Source organism: Rothia sp. CCM 9419 (assembly GCF_048512815.1).
Classification (GTDB): domain Bacteria; phylum Actinomycetota; class Actinomycetes; order Actinomycetales; family Micrococcaceae; genus Rothia.
In genome coordinates this window covers 187,619-208,790 of record NZ_JBLXXY010000003.1, presented here as the reverse complement: position 1 = coordinate 208,790, position 21,172 = coordinate 187,619, and the positions used below count along the sequence as shown (strand labels likewise).

At 50.0% G+C, this 21,172-nt stretch carries 16 protein-coding genes and 3 tRNA genes; 8 read left to right on the top strand and 11 right to left on the bottom strand.

Features of this window, described 5'->3' with window-relative positions:
• Positions 1 to 106: 106 nt before the first annotated feature.
• The 3 genes from ilvC to ACN08W_RS04200 all read right to left on the bottom strand — a co-directional run bounded on the left by ilvC (position 107) and on the right by ACN08W_RS04200 (position 3,600).
• Positions 107 to 1,135 (bottom strand): ketol-acid reductoisomerase, encoded by a 1,029-nt coding sequence (gene ilvC, locus ACN08W_RS04210; protein ID WP_419105967.1) that lies wholly within the window; start codon positions 1,133 to 1,135, stop codon positions 107 to 109.
• Between the two features lie 119 nt (positions 1,136 to 1,254).
• The gene (ilvN, locus tag ACN08W_RS04205; RefSeq protein ID WP_419103880.1) at positions 1,255 to 1,764 is read right to left on the bottom strand and encodes an acetolactate synthase small subunit; all 510 of its coding nucleotides are present in this window, start codon (positions 1,762 to 1,764) and stop codon (positions 1,255 to 1,257) included.
• 3 nt (positions 1,765 to 1,767) lie between these two features.
• Positions 1,768 to 3,600 (bottom strand): acetolactate synthase large subunit, encoded by a 1,833-nt coding sequence (locus tag ACN08W_RS04200; RefSeq protein WP_419108883.1) that lies wholly within the window; start codon positions 3,598 to 3,600, stop codon positions 1,768 to 1,770.
• A 446-nt stretch (positions 3,601 to 4,046) separates the two neighbouring features.
• Between ACN08W_RS04200 and ACN08W_RS04195 the strand changes: the two genes are divergently transcribed.
• Entirely contained in the window at positions 4,047 to 4,502 is a 456-nt protein-coding gene (locus ACN08W_RS04195) for a hypothetical protein (protein WP_419108882.1), read from the top strand.
• An 88-nt stretch (positions 4,503 to 4,590) separates the two neighbouring features.
• On the opposite strand, the gene ACN08W_RS04190 is transcribed toward ACN08W_RS04195, so the two are convergent.
• From ACN08W_RS04190 to ACN08W_RS04180, 3 genes are all read right to left on the bottom strand, one after another.
• Positions 4,591 to 4,666, bottom strand: a tRNA-Lys gene (locus ACN08W_RS04190).
• 155 nt (positions 4,667 to 4,821) lie between these two features.
• Positions 4,822 to 4,897, bottom strand: a tRNA-Lys gene (locus ACN08W_RS04185).
• Positions 4,898 to 4,995: 98 nt separating this feature from the next.
• Positions 4,996 to 5,616: a MarR family winged helix-turn-helix transcriptional regulator gene (locus tag ACN08W_RS04180; protein WP_419108881.1), complete on the bottom strand. Its 621-nt coding sequence runs from the start codon at positions 5,614 to 5,616 to the stop codon at positions 4,996 to 4,998.
• A gap of 338 nt (positions 5,617 to 5,954) precedes the next feature.
• Between ACN08W_RS04180 and bcp the strand changes: the two genes are divergently transcribed.
• From bcp to ACN08W_RS04150, 6 genes are all read left to right on the top strand, one after another.
• A complete protein-coding gene (gene bcp, locus ACN08W_RS04175; protein WP_419103884.1) occupies positions 5,955 to 6,431 on the top strand; it encodes a thioredoxin-dependent thiol peroxidase in 477 nt (158 codons plus the stop codon).
• A gap of 107 nt (positions 6,432 to 6,538) precedes the next feature.
• Positions 6,539 to 6,620 (top strand) — tRNA-Leu (locus ACN08W_RS04170).
• Positions 6,621 to 6,733: 113 nt separating this feature from the next.
• Positions 6,734 to 8,578: an ABC transporter substrate-binding protein gene (locus ACN08W_RS04165; protein WP_419108880.1), complete on the top strand. Its 1,845-nt coding sequence runs from the start codon at positions 6,734 to 6,736 to the stop codon at positions 8,576 to 8,578.
• Between the two features lie 168 nt (positions 8,579 to 8,746).
• Complete coding sequence (locus tag ACN08W_RS04160) at positions 8,747 to 10,231, top strand: malate:quinone oxidoreductase (protein WP_419108922.1); 1,485 nt, start codon at positions 8,747 to 8,749, stop codon at positions 10,229 to 10,231.
• A 227-nt stretch (positions 10,232 to 10,458) separates the two neighbouring features.
• The gene (locus ACN08W_RS04155) at positions 10,459 to 11,574 is read left to right on the top strand and encodes a YihY/virulence factor BrkB family protein (RefSeq protein ID WP_419108879.1); all 1,116 of its coding nucleotides are present in this window, start codon (positions 10,459 to 10,461) and stop codon (positions 11,572 to 11,574) included.
• Between the two features lie 114 nt (positions 11,575 to 11,688).
• Entirely contained in the window at positions 11,689 to 12,486 is a 798-nt protein-coding gene (locus tag ACN08W_RS04150; protein ID WP_419103887.1) for an alpha/beta fold hydrolase, read from the top strand.
• 97 nt (positions 12,487 to 12,583) lie between these two features.
• Here the strand turns inward: ACN08W_RS04150 and ACN08W_RS04145 are convergent, their stop codons facing one another.
• Genes ACN08W_RS04145 through ACN08W_RS04135 form a run of 3 tightly spaced genes read right to left on the bottom strand, consistent with a single transcriptional unit; the run spans position 12,584 to position 18,250 of the window.
• Complete coding sequence (locus ACN08W_RS04145; protein WP_419108878.1) at positions 12,584 to 13,936, bottom strand: hypothetical protein; 1,353 nt, start codon at positions 13,934 to 13,936, stop codon at positions 12,584 to 12,586.
• Entirely contained in the window at positions 13,917 to 17,090 is a 3,174-nt protein-coding gene (locus ACN08W_RS04140) for an AAA family ATPase (protein ID WP_419108877.1), read from the bottom strand. Before ACN08W_RS04140 ends, ACN08W_RS04145 begins: the two co-directional genes overlap by 20 nt.
• A 2-nt stretch (positions 17,091 to 17,092) precedes the next feature.
• The gene (locus ACN08W_RS04135; protein WP_419108876.1) at positions 17,093 to 18,250 is read right to left on the bottom strand and encodes a metallophosphoesterase family protein; all 1,158 of its coding nucleotides are present in this window, start codon (positions 18,248 to 18,250) and stop codon (positions 17,093 to 17,095) included.
• Between the two features lie 92 nt (positions 18,251 to 18,342).
• Between ACN08W_RS04135 and ACN08W_RS04130 the strand changes: the two genes are divergently transcribed.
• Positions 18,343 to 19,485, top strand: a complete 1,143-nt coding sequence (locus ACN08W_RS04130) for an ADP-ribosylglycohydrolase family protein (protein WP_419108875.1) — start codon at positions 18,343 to 18,345, stop codon at positions 19,483 to 19,485.
• A gap of 124 nt (positions 19,486 to 19,609) precedes the next feature.
• On the opposite strand, the gene ACN08W_RS04125 is transcribed toward ACN08W_RS04130, so the two are convergent.
• Both ACN08W_RS04125 and rdgB read right to left on the bottom strand, forming a co-directional pair.
• Positions 19,610 to 20,485 (bottom strand): phosphotransferase, encoded by an 876-nt coding sequence (locus ACN08W_RS04125; RefSeq protein ID WP_419108874.1) that lies wholly within the window; start codon positions 20,483 to 20,485, stop codon positions 19,610 to 19,612.
• A 32-nt stretch (positions 20,486 to 20,517) separates the two neighbouring features.
• On the bottom strand, positions 20,518 to 21,171 hold the full coding sequence (gene rdgB / locus ACN08W_RS04120; protein WP_419105977.1) for an RdgB/HAM1 family non-canonical purine NTP pyrophosphatase: 654 nt from the start codon (positions 21,169 to 21,171) through the stop codon (positions 20,518 to 20,520).
• Between the last annotated feature and the right edge of the window lies 1 nt (position 21,172).

The following is a 21,172-nucleotide window of genomic DNA, read 5'->3' as shown; positions in this document are numbered from 1 at the left end:
TGCTACTGTGTCTTAGCCGTTACGTGGGATGTTGCCAAGACCATGAGTAGAGCCGATGAGGGCGGTGACTCTCATCGGCTCTACTTTTTGGGGTGTTTATGGTGTTTTAGCGTTGGGTGCTTCCGTCGGTGTAGTCGTCTTGGACTTTGTTCCATGAGAAGAGTTTGCGTAGTTCACGTCCGGTTGCTTCGATGGGGTGAGCTTCGCCTTTGGCGCGTAGTTCGAGGAATTCTTGTGCGCCGTTGGCTTGGTCGTCCATGAAGCGTTGTGCGAAGGTTCCGTTTTGGATGTCGTTGAGCACAGCTTTCATGTGTTCTTTGGTTTCTGGTGTGACGACGCGTGGGCCGGAGACGTAGTCGCCGTATTCTGCGGTGTCGGAGCAGGACCAGCGTTGTTTGGTGATTCCGCCTTCGTTGATGAGGTCAACGATGAGTTTGAGTTCGTGGCAGACCTCAAAGTAGGCGATTTCTGGTTGGTATCCGGCTTCGGTGAGGGTTTCAAAACCGTATTGGATCAGTTGTGATACGCCGCCGCAGAGTACTGCTTGTTCGCCGAAGAGGTCGGTTTCGGTTTCTTCGGTGAAGGTGGTTTCGATGACGCCTGCACGGGTTGCGCCGAGGCCTTTTGCGTAGGATAGCGCTAGTTCTTGGGCGGTTCCGGATGCGTTGACTTCAACGGCTACGAGTGCTGGTACGCCACGTCCGGTTTCGTATTCGCGGCGTACGGTGTGGCCAGGGCCTTTGGGTGCGACCATGGCGACGTCGACGCCTTGTGGTGCTTGAATGTAGCCGAATCGGATGTTGAATCCGTGTGCGAAGAAGAGTGCGTCGCCTTCTTCAAGGTTGGGTTCGATGTCTTGAGTGTAGACCTGTGCTTGTACTTGGTCTGGGGTGAGGATCATGATGACGTCTGCGTCTGCGGTTGCTTCCGCAACAGTCATAACGGTGAAGCCTTCTGCTTCTGCTTTGGCTCGTGATTTAGAGCCTTCTGCTAGGCCGATGCGTACGTCGACGCCGGAGTCGCGCAGGTTTTGTGCGTGTGCTTGGCCTTGGGAGCCGTAGCCGATGATGGCGACGGAGCGTCCTTGGATGATGGATAGGTCTGCGTCATCGTTGTAGAAGATTTTTGCTGCCATGAGAGGTGTTCTCCTTGGTGTTAGTGTGTGGTGACTGTTCTGGTGTTGAGCAGTCGTATCTAAAAACTCGTGTCGGGGTGTGCCCGTGTTGGGGTGCCCCTGTGGTGGTGTTGAGCGGTTTAGCTTCTGAGGGCTTTTTCGCTCATGGAACGTGGACCACGTGCGAGTCCGAGTGTTCCGGCTCGGATAATTTCTCGGATGCCGAAGGGTTCTAGCACGTCGAGTAGGGCGCTGAGCTTTTCGGCGGATCCGGTTGCTTCGATGATGACGGACTCTGTAGAGACGTCAACCACTTGGGCGCGGAAGAGGTCTGCTGCTTGGGTGACTTGCAGACGTGTTTGTGCGTCAGCTTTAACTTTGACCATGATGTGGTCTCGTTGCACTGAGGTTTCTGGTGTGAGTTCAACAATTTTGAGGACGTGAATGAGTTTATTGAGCTGTTTGGTCACTTGCTCTAATAGGTTTCCTTCGGCGTCTACCACAATGGTAATACGTGAGATGCCGGGAACTTCTGTATTACCGACGGCGAGGGACTCAATGTTGAACATTCTTCGGGCGAAGAGTCCGGAGACTCGTGCCAGCACGCCGGGTTTGTCTTCGACTAAGACGGAGAAAGTGTGGCGGCTCATGGCTTAGTCCTCTCTTTCAAAGATGGGTGAGGTGTCTTTGGCGATTTGGATGAGGTCGTTGGAGACTCCGGTGGGCACCATGGGCCAGACCATGGCGTCGGGGCTGACGGTAAAGTCTACGACGACGGGGCGGTCGTTAATGGCGAGCGCCTGTTGGATAGTTGCGTCAACGTCGGCGTCTGATTCGCAGCGTAGCCCGACACAACCGTAGGCTTCTGCTAGTTTGACGAAGTCTGGGATGCGTACGGTGCCGGCCCCCGTGTTGAGGTGGGTGTGTGAGTAGCGTCCGTCGTAGAAGAGGTTTTGCCATTGGCGTACCATGCCCAGTGAGGAGTTGTTGATAATAGCAACTTTGATGGGGATGTTGTTTTGTGCGCAGGTGGCTAGTTCTTGGTTGGTCATTTGGAAGCAGCCGTCTCCGTCGATGGACCAGACGATTGCGTCGGGGTGTGCTACTTGTACGCCCATGGCGGCGGGCACGGAGTAGCCCATGGTGCCGAGTCCTGCCGAGTTGATGAAGTGGCGTGGTTTTTCGTGTTTGAGGAAGTGGGCGCTCCACATTTGGTGTTGTCCAACGCCGGCAACATAGTAGGCGTCGGGTCCGCTCAGCGCTGAGATGCGTTCGATGGCGTATTGGGGTGAGCCGAGTCCGTCGTCGGTGGTGGTGTATCCCAGCGGGTAGTTTTCTTTGAGGGCGTTGAGGGTTTGCCACCATGGTTCGAGTGGGCTGAGTTCTGTTGCGTAGTCGGTTTCGAGGAGGCTGTTGAGTTCGGGTAGTACTTGTGCGAGGTCTCCTACGATGGGTACGTCTGCGTAACGAATTTTTGAGATTTCGGCGGGGTCGATGTCGATATGGATGACTTTCGCTTCGGGTGCGAAGGATGAGAGGACGCCGGTGACGCGGTCGTCGAAGCGTGCTCCGAGTGAGAGCAGTACGTCAGCTTTTTGGAGTGCGGTGACTGCTGGTACGGTGCCGTGCATACCGGGCATTCCGAGGTTTTGTGGGTCGGAGTCGGGGTATGCGCCGCGTGCGGTGAGTGTGGTGACGACGGGTGCGTGGGTGTTTTTTGCGAGGCGTTTTAGTTCTTCTGGTGCGTTGGCGCGTACCATTCCCCCGCCGACGTAGAGTACGGGGCGTTGTGCTTGTGCGAGCAGTTTTGCTGCTTCACGGATTTGTTTGGAGTGTCCGCGGGTGACGGGTGTGTATCCGCGGATTTCGACGGTGGGTGGCCATGAGAAGTCCATCATGCCTTGTTGTGCGTCTTTGGTGATGTCTACGAGCACGGGGCCGGGGCGTCCGGTGGAGGCGATGTGGAAGGCAGTGGCGATACAGCGTGGGATTTCTTGGGGGTCACGGACCATAAAGCTGTGTTTGGTGATGGGCATGGTCATGCCGACGATGTCTGCTTCTTGGAAGGCGTCGGTGCCGATGACGGAGCTTGAGACTTGTCCGGTGATGGCGACGATGGGTACGGAGTCCATGTTTGCGTCGGCGATGGGTGTGAGGAGGTTGGTGGCTCCGGGGCCTGAGGTGGCGAGGCAGACTCCTACTTTTCCGGTGGATAGTGCGTATCCTTGGGCTGCGTGTCCTGCGCCTTGTTCGTGGCGTACGAGGATGTGGCGAATTTGGGTGGAGTCAAAGAGTGGGTCGTAGGTGGGGAGGATGGCTCCTCCGGGTAGGCCGAAGATGTCGGTTACGCCGAGTTTTTCGAGGCTGCGGATGATCGCTTGTGAACCGGTCATGCGTTCGGTGTGGGTTTCGGTTGCGATGCTGTCGTTGTGTTTGCCAACGTTTTGAGCGAGTACAGCTGGTGTCATCGATGGACCCGTGGTCATTTTCTTTTGCCCTTTGACGTTTTAGTGGTGGTGATGCTTTTCATGGTCGTTGACGGGTGTGTCTGCCGATCATGTTCGTAGGAGGTTTTGGTGTTTTCCTGATACGAAAAAACCCTCCGCCTGAGTGGAGCGAAGGGTACGCATGCATGGAACACAACAAAGTTTTGCCTAGGCTAGCGCGCCCTATCTGACGACTAGAAGGCTAATAATGTGTTGTGAACTGCGTTGCATTTGCATAGCTATAATATTTGTCGTGATGGGCGGTAAAAGTCAAAGACATCTCATCATCCGACACGTTATTGTGAGGTCTTTCGTCTTTTTGGGCGGGTTATGCGCTGTTTATGTCGTCTTTTAACGAGCGTGACCTTATGTTAAATATGACGTGCAAAACATCAATAATGTTTTAATAGTCGCGTTAGAGGGGCGTTTACCCTAGACTGGGGTTCATGACCACACATACGCTTTCTAGCGAGTTCATTACGGCAGCTTTGCACCCAGTATTTGATGAGCAGATTATCAACTATGGTGCTTATAACCTTATTTTTGCTACAGGTCATGCGTTGTATCGCAATCCTGATATTGCTATTCAGCAGCAGGATTCTCAAGAGTATTTCATTATTGGGTATCGTGATACTCCGCGAGAGGTCATTGTGGCTCCCGTGCTTTTGCCGCAGGCTTTACCGGCGGGGACTCCTACCTCTATTGATAATACGAACGCGATTCGTGCCTATAGTTTGAATGAAGATACTTTTGGTTTGGAGTCTACGACGGGTACGTCTTTTATTTTGACGATTCCTCAGAGTATTGAGATTGTTTTAGAGAATGGTTCGGGTGTATTAGAGCAGTCTAGTGACATTCTTGATTTTCAGAATTTTCTGAGTGAGTCGTGGCTTGAGGACTAATATTTTTTGATGTTTTCTGCGTGTTGATACGCTCTACAGATGTAGAAAAGGGTGGTTACCGTTTTTGTTGGTAACCACCCTTTTCGTGTGGTGCGCCCCGTGGGACTTGAACCCACAACCCATTGATTAAGAGTCAATTGCTCTGCCAATTGAGCTAGAGGCGCATTCTCGTTGCCGAAGCAACGAATAAAAACTATACCTCGGTGAGGAGGAAGACGCAAATTTTCAGACAAGAGATATGCGGCACACCGCGCATCGGGTGAGTCAGTGTTAAAGCATTGAGGGTCTGACTCGTTCGAGTCAGACCCTCAATATTATGTGGTGCGCCCCGTGGGACTTGAACCCACAACCCATTGATTAAGAGTCAATTGCTCTGCCAATTGAGCTAGAGGCGCATTCTCGTTGCTGAAGCAACGAATAAACTATATCCGACATTATGAAGATATAGCAAACCCTACACTCTCAATGTTGCACAAAACACAGTTGTTGGGGTTTATTGTTCTCGTTGAGCACGAGCAGCGTCAAGAAGTTCAGGGGTAACAATGTCAAGCACCGCAGTTGTTGGGCCAACAACTTGAGACACCTCGATGGGAGCTTCTCCTTCAGGTTGTACGGGTTCAATGTCTCCGGTGAAGTCGGCAAGTCCTACGGCGGCACGATGTTCTTCGTGAGCACCGTGAAGAACGATGTCGTTACCTTCTTCTTCCGAGAGTTTACGTACAATATCGACGAGCATCTCACGAAATTCGGGGTTAGCTAATGCGCCCAAGGAGGCGAGATTCTTATCAATTTTTTCAGCGCGTGCAAGTACATCTCGTCCCGCGTCAGTGATATCTAAAAGATAGCTGCGGCGATCGTTGGCGTTGCGCACTCTAAAAACATAGTGGTGAGATTCTAGACGGGATAGAGTCTTTCCCATGGTTTGAGCTTGCACTCCAACGATGGAGGCGATACGAACTTGTGAAGTTTTTCCTTCACGAGCAATGACACCAAGAGCGGTAACTCCGGCGTGAGTTAATCCCAACTCGCGTAGGTGGTTATTCCAGCTATGTTCAAGCATGCGAGCGGACGTAGATAACAAACGATTAATTGACCAATTACCAATATCAGGCATGTATCTAGTATAGGTAAAGTCTTTACATATTTTGACGGAATCTATACTTTGGCAAGCAAAGAATAATCACATTCAGACCTTATACACAGCCCGTGCACATAGTTTCGTCAAGCAAACCTCAGGTTTTTGAGAACGCTCTCAGAACACCGAGAAAAACCGTAGAGCCTCAAGAGACGAGAACATCACACCTAAGTGTTTCACATATTGGACACAGGTTTGGTTTTAGTGACTCCCCCACCCTAAACAATCACCAACACGCACCTAGTGCAAAACATCTGCCACCCGATAAGATAGACCCCTAAACAACACCCCCTAATAAATAGTAGGAGCATTCAATCATGGCAGAACGCCTCGACATTGGAACACCAGCACCAGCATTCTCACTCAAAAACAGCAACGGAGAAATCGTCTCCTTAGAACAATTCTCCGGGCAAAAAGTCGTACTCTATTTCTACCCCAAAGCAAATACTCCCGGCTGCACCAACCAAGCCTGCGACTTTCGTGACAACATCGCCTCACTACAAAGCCACGGATACGTTGTACTCGGAGTATCCCCCGATTCTCCTCAAGCACTCCAGAACTTCACCCAAAAACAAGAACTCAACTTCGAACTCCTATCAGATGAGGACCACACTGTAGCGGAGTCTTATGGTGCATGGGGCGAGAAAAAGAACTATGGAAAAACCTATATTGGGCTTATTCGCAGCACCTTCGTCATCGACGAAAACGGAAACATCAGCCTCGCTCAATACAATGTGAGAGCTAAAGGACACGTTGCAAAACTGCGCCGCGACCTCGGTATTGACCCCAGCTAACGCGTATTCCAGCACCCTCATCTCAAAAATTCTGCATTATTTTCTCTGCCGATTTGCACAGCCAAAATATATCGTGTACTATTTCTAGAGTTCGCTCAGCTGAACATGCGCGAGTGGTGAAATTGGCAGACACGCAGGATTTAGGTTCCTGTGCCTTCGGGCGTGAGGGTTCAAGTCCCTCCTTGCGCACTGCATAACATCATAGAAAAGATAAAGCCCGGTATATACTGGGCTTTATCTATATCTACAGGTCAATACAGCTCTTTCGTCGACCTTACCGCTCACAAGGGAAGTGTGTTTCTGTGTCTTCTGGTCTCAACCGCCGCGAACTTTTCCGCTACGGGTCACTCTTTGCTACCGCAACAGCATTTAGCGCCTGCTCTGCACAAGAGCACCAAGACACCACAACACCACACACCCACGATGCAAGCGCTTCACCCACACCGACCAAACACCAACCGATCACTCTTCGATTCGCAAACGCAGCACCCACACCATCACTAGATGTCGCCACCAGCGGAACACTTGAAACGGCACGCATCTCAGCACAAGTTCTTGAGCCCCTCCTCAGAGCAAACGTCGACACCGGCTTACCCGAAGCTTCTCTAGCAACCCAATGGGAACTCTCCTCAGACAGACTCACATACACTTTCACTCTACGAGATAACGTCACTTTCCATGACGGGTCTCCCTTTAACGCAGAATCCGTTATCAAAAACTATCAACGATGGGTTCACGCAGCAGCCGACACCACCGCATATTCTCGCACTGACTACCTGCAACTTTTTAGTGGAGTCACCGCACCAGACCAAAGAACACCGCTAGTCACAGACTGCAAAGCCATCGACGAAAAAATTATCTTCACACTTTCACGCCCCTCAACATCTTTTATTAAGGCGCTCACCCAACCAGCATTTGGCATTGCTTCCCCCGCCTCACTCAATGACGAATACCATTTCAAAAAACTACCCGTAGGAACAGGCGCATACACCCTCAAAGAATGGGACGGCTCAACAGCAACCCTCGAAGCTTCCCCCACTTATTGGGGAGCAGCACCTGTTATTGAACGGCTCATCATCAGCACCATCTCCGATTCTGATAAACGCTACTATGCTCTACGCAACGGCGATATTGATGCCTACGACCTCGTAGCCATCGACAACTATGTTCCGCTAGCACGCTCTGGCAACCTCATCCAACCACGAGACCCCTACGCCATCTGCTATATCAGCATTAACACGGATCACCCCCTTCTGAGCAAGGCGCTCATGCGTCAGGCCATAGCTCACGCCCTCGACCGTCACGATGTCGTGCGCAATAATTTCCCTCAAGGAACAAACGTCGCAAACGACTTCCTACCAGCGCTATTCATGATGAAAAATGATGACACACGCGCCTACTATAACTACGATAAAAACCGCGCCAAAGAACAACTCGAAGCAAGCGGATACAACGGCGAAGAACTCACCTTCTACTACCCCACAGGTGTTTCTTTAGCGACGATGGAATCCCCCGAAGCTATTTATGCGTCTTTGGCAGCAAACCTCGTCTCTATCGGGCTGAACATCAAACCAATGCCCGTGCCGTGGAATGAAGGCTACCTCGACATTATTAGCAAGCAAAGCACAAAACGTGCCCTAGCATTAACAGGGTTCGTAGGCTCCTACCGCGACCCAAACGCCTTCATCTCAAGGGTCCTAGCACCCACCTCAGAAATCGTGCACTCAGCCGAACAAAGTGAAGCCACCTATGTCGAAGACGGCGAATTAGAAATCCTCGAAGAATCAGCACCCGACAACCACAAACTCGACGCACCAACTGACGAACAACCCAAAGACGATACAGAAGCTCCAACAACAGAAAAAGACGACGCCCCTGCACCAGATACCACTTCACTGGCAGAATTACCGCGAGAAAAAATAACCTACACACAAATTCTCAGTGCGATGAGAGCAGCAGACCAAATCAACGACATCGACGAACGCCGTATCGCATACCAAGAAATTAATCTGCACATCGCATTATTAATGCCGGCAATCCCTATCGCATACCCTATTTCTTCGGTAGCGCTTGGCCCACGCGTCGATTATTACCCGCTCAGTGCCACAGGCATCGCAAATTTTGCTTTAGCAAAGGCTCACTCCTAAAAATTATCGAGTCTTTTTCAGGTTGCAAGCAAAAGGATTCACCGTTGAAGGCGCCGAATAAGTTAGTCTAAAACTCAGAGGTTTTTGCGCATCACCAGATACCGCAAAAATCTTTGTGGTAAGTCAAAGAAGACTTACCTCGTATTGACTTATCATCTCTTGGGAGTAATAACCGTGGCTACAACGGAATCGACTGACGTCGTACTCGTCGGTGGTGGCATTATGAGCGCAACCCTTGGTGTGTTGCTCAAAGAATTAGAGCCATCATGGAACATCATCATGTTTGAGCGTCTAGACCGCGTAGGTCAAGAATCTTCTAGCCCGTGGAATAATGCTGGCACCGGACATGCTGCACTATGCGAACTCAATTACGCACCAGCAGGTGCAGATGGTACCGTCTCTACGGCAAAAGCATTAGGCATCAACGAACAGTTTTACACGTCTCGACAACTATGGGCCTCGCTCGTCGCAGAAGGAAAACTCACAGACGCCTCCTTCATCAACTCTGTACCGCACATGTCTTTAGTCTTTGGTGAAGAGCACAGCGCCTACCTCAAGGCACGTTTTGAGGCGTTCCGTCGCGAAAAACTCTTTGAGAGAATGCAGTTCTCTACAGACCACCAAGAAATACACCAGTGGGCGCCACTGACCATGCAAGGACGTCATGCTGAACAAAAAGTAGCAGCAAACTGGTCCCCCGAAGGAACAGACGTCGATTTTGGGTACTTGACCGAACAGCTCACCAACTACCTCACCTCACAGGGAGTGAGCGTACGATACGGTCACCACGTCACTCAACTCGTCCAAGACACCAACGGGCAATGGAAAATTACGGTCAAAAACCGTTTGAACTCCGAAGAACACCTTGTGGTTAATACTCGTTTTGCGTTCTTAGGTGCTGGCGGTGGAGCATTAAAACTCCTCCAAAAATCTGGTATCCCAGAAGGAAAAGGCTACGGAGGGTTCCCCGTATCTGGCCTATTCTTAAGAAACACCAACGAAGCCACCGCAACAGAACATTGCGCCAAAGTGTACGGTCAAGCTTCTGTCGGCGCCCCACCCATGTCGGTGCCTCACCTTGACACCCGCTATGTTCGCGGGCAACGTTCCCTACTCTTTGGGCCTTACGCCGGTTTTAGCACAAACTTTTTAAAACAAGGATCGTTCTTAGATCTTCCGTTATCGGTACGCCCCGATAACCTCTACCCGATGGTTCGTGCAGGGCTCGATAACCTCTCTCTCGTAAAATACCTTGTAGGGGAACTTGCAAAGAATCAGTCAAGCCGTATTGACGCATTACACGAATACTATCCGTTAGCTCAAGCCGACGAATGGGAACTAATTCAAGCAGGTCAGCGTGTACAAGTCATGAAACGTGACAGCGCTAAAGGCGGCATCCTCCAATTTGGTACAGAACTCATTTCTGCTCACGACGGCTCTCTTGCTGCGCTTCTTGGTGCTTCTCCCGGAGCATCTACAGCTGTTCCCATCATGTTGAACCTCCTACAACGATGCTTTAAAGAACAGTTCCCAGCATGGGAGTCTCGTATCCGTGAACTGATTCCGGCTTTCGGCGTTCGACTCAACGAAACACCAGAACTTGCCGACGAAGTACTAGAACACACCTCAAAGGTTCTAGGACTCTCGTACTAACACCCACAAGATACAGACGATTCATGTATATCAGAGTAGAAGGCGTGCAAAGATTTTTGCACGCCTTCTACTCTATTGCCACTTGTCACACCCCTTATCAACATAAAAATACAGTATCCCAGTATTTTTGAGGGAAGCTAACAGCTAAAGCCCAAGAGTTCTAGAAGCACACTGAACAAACATGTTAAGCTTACGTAGCAACTCATTCGCATCGACTAGGAGTTCGGATGTCTTTAGAGGAACAAACAATCACTCGCGCTCAAGAAGCCCCCGCACCAGAAAAAGTTCATAAACGCTACACCATCAAAGAAGTCACCAATTTTAACTGGGGGTACGTCATCAAACGTGCCTTTAACAAGTTTGGTACTGACGGTTGTACCGATATGGCAGCAGCACTCACCTACCATGCGGTGCTTTCCATCTTCCCTGCTCTATTGGCAGTAGTTTCTCTCCTCGGCGTTTTCGGACGTGGCCAAGAAACCACGCACGCAATTATCAATTTCATTAGTGATATTGCCCCAGCAGAAGTTCTTTCTATCGTCGAAGAACCCATTTCTCAGCTCACCTCATCAAGTGCTGCTGGTTTAGCGCTTATTACCGGTGTTGTCGGTGCGCTCTGGACAGCTTCCGGATACATCGGCGCTTTTGGGCGTGCACTCAATAGGCTTTATGGTGTCGTTGAAGGCCGACCCATCTGGAAACTTCGACCTCAAAACCTATTAGTCACCGCGATTCTCGTCTTCATGCTTGTTCTCATGCTCATGGTGCTGCTCATGAGTGGTGGAGTCCTCACCTTCATCTCAGATAGCGTCCCCGGTCTAGACCTCACCGCATTCACCAGTGTATGGCTCTGGTTCCGTTGGCCTATTATCCTCTGCCTCGCCGTTGCACTCGTAGCATTGCTCTACCACGGCACGCCCAACGTCAAACAACCCAAACTACGAATCTTCTCGGCTGGTGCAGCCTTCGCATTGGTCTCAATGGGTATCGCCGGCTTAGGGTTCTCGTTCTATGTATCAAACTTCGGCAAATATAACGCCACCTATGGTCTAATCGGCGCTGTCATCGTCATGCTCCTATTCATCTGGATTATGAACAATGTGCTACTTCTCGGCGCAGAAATTGACGCAGAAATTGAGCGTATGCGCGAACTACGTGCCGGTATTTCGGCAGAAGAATTCGTTCAGCTTCGCCCACGCGATAATACTCAAGCCATCAAAATTATTGAGACAAAAGAGAAATTTATTGCTGAGGGGAAAGCGATTCGCCTATCCCAAAACGGTTTAGATTATCAGGCGCTTGCTCAAAAACTTGAGAAAGAGAAATCTTCACCTCAACAGTAGGTGCTTGTTTTCTGCCCTCGTACACCCTGATAGAGGGATGGGGTGTACGAGGGCAGAACGTTATCTTCCTCATTTTCTTTGGTCACCAGTCACACTGCACACTACAGTGGACTGGTGACTATTTTTCCTCCTCTTTCGTATCGGATATTCCCTGCTGCACAAAACAGCCCAGAACGTTCCCCTATCATCTTTTTACACGGCTTCGCCGCAACCGGAGAACAATTATGGGTGCGCACCGGATGGGTCAAACGGTTCACCGCTGAAGGGTATCCTTGCATCATCGTTGATTTGCCGTATCACCGCAATGAAGACCTCAAAAACCCAGACCCATCACTAACCTATACGGGTGATATTCCATTACCTGAAGAACACGGATTCTTCGTATCAGCAGCTCACGCCGTGGCACAATTTATTGACGAGCTTGACTCCCCTGCCCACCTTGTAGGGTTTAGCGCTGGTGCCCGTATCGCATGGGAAGCTAGCTCCTACGCAGGTCATAACGTGCTCTCTACAAGTATTGGTGGGCTACCTCAGCACGATCATCTACCACTCATCGCACAATATCTTTTAGGTTCCTTAGAGCAAGAAAATATTAATCCGACGTTCCCCGCCGTCATTAATCATTCGCTCATACGAGAATCATCACTCAAACATTTTGCATGTTTGCCGTTAGCTTTTGATTTTGACCCAACACTTTTACACCCACTCTGCCCTATTCTGCTGGTGCGCGGCAGTGAAGATAGCGTAGCCGGTGATTATTCGTGGCTTACTGAGGCTCTGACCGAAGCTCACGTTCCCTATGAACAGCTCATCTTAGACGGACGTAACCATGTCAATGCTCTTACCAGCGGAGTCTTTAAAAAACGTGTGTTAGCGCTCGTTCAAGAAAGCGAAGAAGCCTTTATTATCTAGAGCAGATTCTCTATCTCTTAGTATAAGAAACATGGGTGTGCCCCTGCCGAACAGAAAAGCTCAGCAGGGGCACACCCATATTTTAAGGGGAAGAGCCTTATGAGGTTGTCGACGACGGAGGGTCAAAATCTTCTAAGAGTGGAAGACGTTCTTCGTAGGTTGCTCTCCATTTGGCACCATATACGTGAGATAAGAGCGCAAAAAGAACAGCCGCAAATAGCGGAATAAGCATCGCTGATTGTTGCCCTAAACTCTCACCCACGGTTGCCGCCCACACATACCCTAAAGCAAGCCCACCAATATAAGTGGTTTGTATGGCAGATAAGGCTAAGCCCACGTTGGCACGCGCCGCAATAGCAGTCATAATCGACTCCATACACATCAGTGATGCGCCAAGCAGTCCACCGTAGATGGCAAGAACAGCAGTAATCCAGAATTGAGATTGTGGGATAGACAGAATCAAACCCACCAATAACAGGAGATGAGCGTCTAAGAGCCAGCCTTGCCATGTGCCTAAACGTAACCGTAGAACCGTCAAAATAACGCAGGTACAAGCGCCAGCAGTTCCCATCATGCCAATATAAAACCCCACAAATTCGAGGGTGTCAGAATGTAGACCGCGAATCACCAACGCGGTCTGTGTCGAGCCGATTGCTGTACCAATGCAGGCGATACCAAGCATCGGCAAAACACCAAAAGGAGGCGGGTTACGGATGGGAATAGGTATCGTCTCAATGGAGGGGTGCGAAAATTTGAGCGTTACGATAGCTTTCGGAAACCACAAGATAAAGAAAATTGCGAAGACGTCAATGAAGATAACAGCATATAGCGAGGATAACGCCCCCGAAAAAATAGCGATAGCACCCACACTTGCCGCAGCCAGAGGCAACGCAATAACGTCAAGGATAGATTCTAAAGCGATAGCAGAGTTCAGGAGTCGACGATCTTGAGTTGCCGTATAACGTTCACTCCAATAACTACGCATAGCGGCACTTATCGGTATGGTGGTTGCTCCTGCCAATGCAGAAGCTATCAAGAAGATAGGTATGGATCCGCTGGCACGGTTGGGAGCAAATTGCACCGTTTGCACCATCAAAAACGCTACCGCCGGAATGTTCAATGTTGCCGTAATGCACACTACTGAACGGTACCCAAGACGTTGAGCTATACGCCTATAGGTTCTTTGCATCACCGCTGAGCTCATCGTGATGAGCCCCGCAGAATACGCGCCAAGTGTGATTTCGCTGGTGCGTGTTCCCATGCTAATGAGCACTGCGAGCGCCACCATGTAGGTGGGTAGTCGGCTAAAAAGTGAGAAGATAATAAATTTTTTGCCGACAATCGATGTCAGGTAGATGAGGCGGTTTTGTAGGTAGCGTACGGAGTGTCGTATGCGTAGTGTTCTGGTGTAGCTCGGTGTTTCGGTCTGTTTAGGATATTTGGGTGACAATATCTGACCCTTCTGGTGAGCTGACCAAGGTGATGTGTTCAGGTATTCGGGTTTTGAGTTCGTTCACGTGTGAGATGAGTCCGATGACGCGTCCTTGTTCGCGTAGTCCGTCGAGTGTTTCCATGACGTTGTTGAGAGTGTCTTCGTCTAAGGTACCAAATCCTTCGTCGACGAAGAGGGTGTCTATTTCTATTCCTCCGTGTCGGTGTTGTACGACGTCTGCTAGTCCGAGTGCGAGGGAGAGTGATGCCATGAAGGTTTCTCCTCCTGAGAGCGTTTCGGGTGAGCGTTGTCTATCGTGCCAGTGGTCGTATACGGCTAATCCTAGACCAGATTTGCTCTGTGTTTTGTGGTCGCTGTGTTGGAGTTGGTATCTTCCGTGTGTCATGGCTTGGAGGTGTTCGCTGGCTGCTTGTGTGATGTCTTCAAGTTGTGCAGCAAGGATGTAGGTGGTCAGCTGCATTTTGAGGGTGTTGTCGGTAGATGTTGCGTGCGCAATTTTAGCGAGTTCTTGTTTCATCTGTGCTTGAGATGTGAGTTCTTCGCATGTTGCACGGTGTTCTCGGTATTGTTCGAGGAGTTCGGTGGTGGTGTTTTGGGCTTGTTCGAGGGTGAGGGTTTGTCCGAGGAGGACGTCTTTATAGGTGCTCAGGTTTTTGGTTTTGTGTTGTTGGTGTTCGAGGTCTTTGGGGCTTGGTGGTTGGTGTCCTTGTGCTAGTTCGTTGGCGACGGCAACCATGTGTTCGTGGGTGAGCGCTTGTGTGATGTAGTGGGTGTTTGCGTCGTGGTTTGTGATGTCTTCTTCCCACTGTTGTAGTTGTGTGGTGGGGATGGTGGCGTCTTGTATTGTTTGGATGCTGGTGAAGGATGATTCTTCTAGTTTTTGGTGCCATTCATCCTGATTTTTTTGGTGTTGTTCGCTGATGTTTTGTGCGTGGGCGCGGGTGATTTTGAGTTCGTCGAGGATGCTGTTGAGCTTGTTGAGGTTTTGTATTCTTTCGTTCAGTGTGTAGTTGGTGTGGTGTTGTTTGAGGGTGTTTTCTTGGGTAGTGATGTGTTGGTGTTGTTCGTTGAGAGTTTTCTGGTGTTCTTCGTAGCTGGTGTGGTGTTGGATGGCTTGTTCTTTGAGTTCTTGAAGCTGGTGTTCTAGGGAGTTGAGTTGTTCTTTGAGGATGTTGCGTTGGTGGTGGCGTTGTTCTGCTTGGTGTTGTTGTTCGCGGTGTGCGGTGAGGTTTTCGTGGGCTTGGTCGATGGGTAGTGCGCCATTGCGGGTGAGTTCTTCTAGGTGTTGGGTGATACGTTGAACGTTTTGGTGGCTGTTTTTGGTGTTTTCGGTGGAGTGTTCTAGTTGTTGTTGTGCTTGGTCGATGTCTCGTTGTTCGACGAGTTCTTCGGTGGTGTTGTGGTGTGCTGGTGCGGGGTGTTCGCAGGATCCGCAGACGGGGCAGGGTTCGTTGGGTGTGAGGTTGATTGCGAGGCTATAGGCGGTTTGGTTGTAGCGTAGTTGTTGTAGTTTTTCGAGGTGTTGTGCGTCTTTTCGTCGTTGCGTTTCGTAGGTTTTGTAGTGTTCTTGTTCTTTGTTGAGGTGTTGTTGTTCTTTTTCGTGTTCTTGGGATAGGGCAAGAATGTTTTGTGCGTGGGTGTATTCCTGTTGGGCGTGTATGAGTTCTTCTTCGGTGTCTGCTAGTTGTTGGTATTGTTCGTTGAGTTCTTCGTAGCGTTGTTGTGTTTTTTCGTGTTGTTGTTGGGTTTGTTCAACGGCCGTGCTCAGTGTTTTTTGGCGTGTGAGTAGCTGTTGGTAGTGTTTTTTGGCGTGGTTGAGTTGTTCTTCTTCTCGTGTGAGTTCGTGCAGTGTTTGGAGTAGGTGTGGGAGTTGTTCACCATATTCTTTGAGGTTGGTGCTGTGTTCTAACGGGTGTTCGTAGAGTTGTGTGATGAGGGGCAGTTCAATGCTTTGAGGGTTGTGGTGGATGTGTTGGTGGTGTTCGGTGCAGAGTTGTTGTATGTGGTGGGCAAGTTTTTGTTGCTGTTGGGTGTTGTGTTCTTGTTGCTGTTGAGTTTCGATGAAGCGACGGTAGAGCGGTAGGAGTTGTTGTGCTTCTTGTGCTCGGCGTACTTTTTGGCGTTGTTCGTTGATGTGGCTGGTTTGCGCGGTAAGTTGCTGTTGTTGTTCTTGTAGCTGAGTGTAGTGGTGGTGGTGTTCTATACGGCGTTGGAGCTGGGTTTTGTGTTCGTGGTTGCATTCTAGTTCTTCTGCAATGTTTTGGTGTAGTTGACGTACTAGTGGCAGTACACGTTGGATGATGGTGTGGTGTTGTTCCATCTGTTCTTGACGTTGGTCAAGAGTGTATGTGTCGTCATCTTTTGGGGTGGTTGGGGTGTGTTCTTGGGTGAGTTGTTTGAGCTGTTGTAGATAGGTGTTGTGTTGTTCTTCGGGGAGTTCGTCTATGAGATTTTGTGCAGCGTGGTTGAGTTCTTCTTCGAGGTGTTCGATACGGCAGCGTTGGTAGGTGTTGAAGAATTGTTCCTCAAGGTGGCGGAGTTGTTCCGTTATCTGTGTGGTGTGTTCGTTGGCTTGTTGTGCTTGTTCTTTGAGGAGTTCTTGTACTTTTTCGAAGGTGTCGATGGGAAATAGTTTTTTGAGGAGGGTTTCTCTTTCTGCTGATTTTGCGTTGAGAAACTTCGCAAATTCGCCCTGTGGTAGGAGCATGATTTGGGTGAATTGTTTTTCGTCGAGTCCGATGAGTCCGGTGATATAGGTGGCTGCGTCGCTGATTCGTTCGGCGAGAGTGTCCCATTGTTGTGTGGTGGTGTTGAATTGTTGGACGTGAACTCGGTGATGGTTTTTTGTTTTTTTCTGCGGGTTTTGCCATTCGGGGCTACGCCAGATTTTTAGTCGAGTGTTGCTGATGGTGCATTCTAGTTCGACGGAGGGAATGGCTTCTGGTGTGGCGAAGTGGCTTTTGAGGTCTGCTCTTGCACTAGAGGTTTTTCCGTATAGGGCGAAGCAGATAGCGTCAAAGATAGTGGTTTTTCCTGATCCGGTGGGCCCTGTGAGGAGGAAGAGTCCACTCTCGTTAAGTTTTTCGTAGTCGATGCTGACGGTGTGCGCAAACGGCCCAAAGGCGGTCATTTCTAGTCGATGCAGTCTCATCGTTAGCCTTCTTTCGCTTCGAGTTCGCGTTGTGCTTGTTGGACGATGCTGTTGACGTATGTTTTTTCTGTTTCGGTCAGTGGATTTTGTCGGACGTGTTCGAAGAATTCGGTGCAGGTCGCAACGACGTCGTGACTTTTTTTGATACGTTCGCGGTATGTTTTTGGTTCTGTTTCGCTGCGTTGTTCTGGTTCAAAATGGAGCTCAGCGATACTCTGATATTTTTGGCGTAGTTGTTCAAGAGCACCAGTGGGGCGGGGTGTATCGGTGATGTAGATTCTGCAATAGTGCTCATAGTAGGCGCTGTATTCGGGGTTGTTGAGCAGTTCGTGTAGTGTGCCTCGAAGGGTTTTCAGGTTAACTGTTGTGCGCCAATGATGTTCTTGGATGTTTAGTGCCCCGTCGTCAGTAATGTCGAGAATCCACGCCCCTTTACGATGTTTTTCCTCTGAGTAGGAGTACGCCAATAATGATCCGCTATAACGGATGGTGTCGGTAATTTTTTGGGGGCGGTGCAGGTGCCCTAACGCGGTGTAGCTGAACCCTTCAAAGGTTTGAGCGCCTACGGTGCCTAACCCGCCCACATGGATGTTGCGTTCTGATTCTGAGGGTTCTGCGCTGGTCACAAAACAGTGCGCCATCATGATAGAGGCCGTGATGTGTTGTTGTTTTTGTAGATTTTTTTTGGCTTGTTTACTAGCGTATTCGAGAACGTGCGCGTGGGTTGGTTCCACCTCAAAGCGTGCGCCGGCGCTTCGTGGTTCGAGGTATGGGATGGCGTAGATAGCTACTTTTTGGTTGTCACGTTCGATGATGACCGGCTGGTCAATGTTGTCGATACTGGTGCGCATGTAAACTTCGGAGCGTTCAAGAATTTTTGTTCCAAACCCTAAACGGATAGAGGAGTCGTGGTTACCGCTAGAAATGACGATAGCGCACCCTAAAGCGTTAATAGTTTCGAGGGTTTGCGACAGCATTTTGACGGTATTCACACGTGGCTGAGCCTGATCGTAGACATCTCCACTGATAAGAAGCACGTCGATAGATTTGGTGCGGATAGTATCTATCAGTTCTTTCAGAAGTTCTTGGGTGTGTTCTTCTAGGGAGAACCCGTGGAATGAACGTCCAAGATGCCAGTCAGAGGTGTGCAGAATACGCATATCCCCTAGTTTACCTATTGGCGCTTAACACTGCAGAAGTTTTTCTTCAAAGTAGTTCACTGTTGAGTTATCTAGAGTTTAGAATGGCAGTTATGATTTCTGCAGAAGGTATTATTGCCCCTAGCCCCGAGTCGCCTACGTATCGAGATTCTCTTCGAGGCGTTTTATGGGGTACAGCTCTAGGAGACTATGCTGGCAGGCAGGTTCTCTCCCCCGAGTCTTCTTCAGCAGATGACATTTTAGAAGATGCTGTTGTACGTCATGAGCTTTTACGTTCATTGTTCTCGCATCACATCACCTGTTTTACAATTTCTCAAGATACTCAGCTGACCCTGTTCACTTTAGACGCTCTTACAGAAGTTCTTGAATGGAATAATGAGGGTTCTTCAGCGGATGAGTTAGCGTGCCTGTGGTTAGCGTATTTGCGGTGGTATCGCGGTACCGGACGTGTTCTCGAGTCTGATGCGCCAATATCTTTGCCACGCGAGATTGATAGCCACCCAGCTTTACAAAAAGCTCACACTCTTGACCCCGCTATTTCTCGCTCATTAAACACTGGTCAGATGCAAACGCTTGATAAACATGTTTGCCCCGATGAGCAAACTACCGGAGCGTTAGCGCCTTCTGCTGTTTTTGGTTTTCTTCCTCTTGAGCAAGAAAGCACTGTTATTTCGTTGAGTGCACGGGCTACGGCTCTTACCCACGGGCACCCCGAAACAATAGTTTCTTCTATTGCCTATACGTTGTTGATTCGTTATGCCATTGCCTATCGTGATGTGGTAGAGCAGCCTATTCGGCAGGCGGTCCTTTCGGTCTTGGATTGGATTGATTCTCTTCCTCAGCGTGGGATTCCTTCTAACGGTGAGAAGATTCGTTGTGCGTTACGTCAGGCAAAAGCCTTGTCTGAGCAGGATGTGCCAACACATCTTTTAGATGAGGCGTTTCGTCATGAGCAGGTTTCTTCTGCGGTGCTCGGTCGTGGAGTGTTGTCTGCTTTGGTTGCAGAGAATCGTGAAGAAGTTTCTGCTCTTGACGCGATTGCTCATGCGGTGCGTGTGCCGTTGGTGTCTGATTCTTCTGCAACGGTTACGGGCGCTCTTTTGGGCGCTGGTTATGGTTCAAGTATTTTTTCGCCAGAATTTACGTCGCGTCTTGAAGTGCTTGATGTGATAGATGAGGCGCTCAATCGTTGGTGTGCCCAGTTGGGTGGTTCTGCCGTTCAGCAGAAGAGCTAGATTACGGTTCTCATATTTTTGAGTTGATAGTGGCTTGTTTGTGGGTTTGTCTCATCGACAAGCCACTATTTTCATAGTGAACGGCTCTATGTACGTAGGTTCTGACGTTTTGTGAGGTTTAGTCCTATTGTATGAGGCTTTGACGGTGCGTTTGTAACCAGTGGTCGGCTCTTTCGACGGCTAAACGGATAATACCGCCACCTTTACCGTTATGAATGGCGTATGCTACCGCTTCTAACGCCACCAGACGAGAGATAATTTGTGCCCGATGAATCTCATCTTCTCCTAAGAATGAGCTGAGGCAGTCCCACCCGTACCAGTTCCCTAAGGACGCGTAATCGTAGGCGGGGTCGGCAAGAGTTGCGTGGTCCCAGTCAATGACGCCAGTAAGTTTATCCCCGTTCCAGAGGATGTTATGCCCTGCAAGGTCATTATGGATGAGTACGGGTTCAACCTCGGGAAGGTCATGTACTTGTTGAATAATGTTCTGCGCTGTTGAACGGTTCGTTTTGAGAAGACGCGGAAGCACATCCTGTTCGAGGGCACTCAGCCCGTCTTCTCCGCCCCAATGCTGGTGTGCAGAATCAAGGTATGGTTCCATCCCCTCATAATCAACACGGTGTATTTCGCGGACGAGTTGCGCCAAATATTTTGCTGGTGCAGGCCCGGGGTTTCTTGGTTCGCCTTTAATCCACCGTAGCCCTACTGCGGTAAAACCTTGGCGGGTGATGGTTCGAGTGATGGGGCGAGGAACTTCAAAAGAAAAATGGTGCGGTAAACGGCGAAGCACTTCTGTACGACGCGCCACATGGCGGGCAACTTGGTCACTTTTTGCCACGCGAATACTCAGTTCTCCACCCATATTAATCACAATATGGGCGGAGCCGCTGGTGCGAATATCCCACCGATCTTGTGAGATATTCAGACCGGCTTGAGCCATCACAGCTTGAACCACTGGCAGGTATTGTGCCTGCTCTAGATACCCGTGATGTGGTGTCATCGTTTACTCCTACGCCGCTAACATCTGAAGAACTATTGTTCGTCTGAACCGTGTTCGTCAGATAACAGTGCAATCAGGTGAGGAATCAGCGCTTCAAATGCGCGAGCGCGGTGACTCATCGTGTTTTTGACCTCGCGTGGTATTTCTGCGCAGCTTTGCCCCACGTATGGTGCTTCGAGGTCTTCGGGTACGAGAATGGGGTCGTATCCGAAGCCTCCTTCTCCGCGTGGTTCGCGTAAGAGTGTTCCGCGCATGTACCCGTGTTCGACGTGTTCTTCGCCGGTGGGTGTGACGACGCTTGCGGCACAGCAGAATTGTGCTCCACGATGTTCGTCGTCAATATCGGATAGTTGGGCAAGTAGTAGGTTGAGGTTTGCGGTGTCGTCGCCGTGGTGTCCGCACCAGCGTGCCGAGAAGATACCGGGGGCACCGCCGAGCACGTCAACGCTTAGTCCGGAGTCGTCGGCGATGGCGATAAGCCCTGTTGCGGCTGCAACGGCGCGCGCTTTTTTGAGGGAGTTTTCTGCGAAGGTTACGCCGTCTTCGACGACGTCAACAGCACCTATGGTTGAGGCGTCGACGACGTCTTCGTCGACGTTGAGTCCGCTAATTTTGTCGCGCAGAATCTCTCGTAGTTCGCGTAGTTTTCCGGTGTTGTGTGAGGCGAGGACGATGCGGGCTGGCATG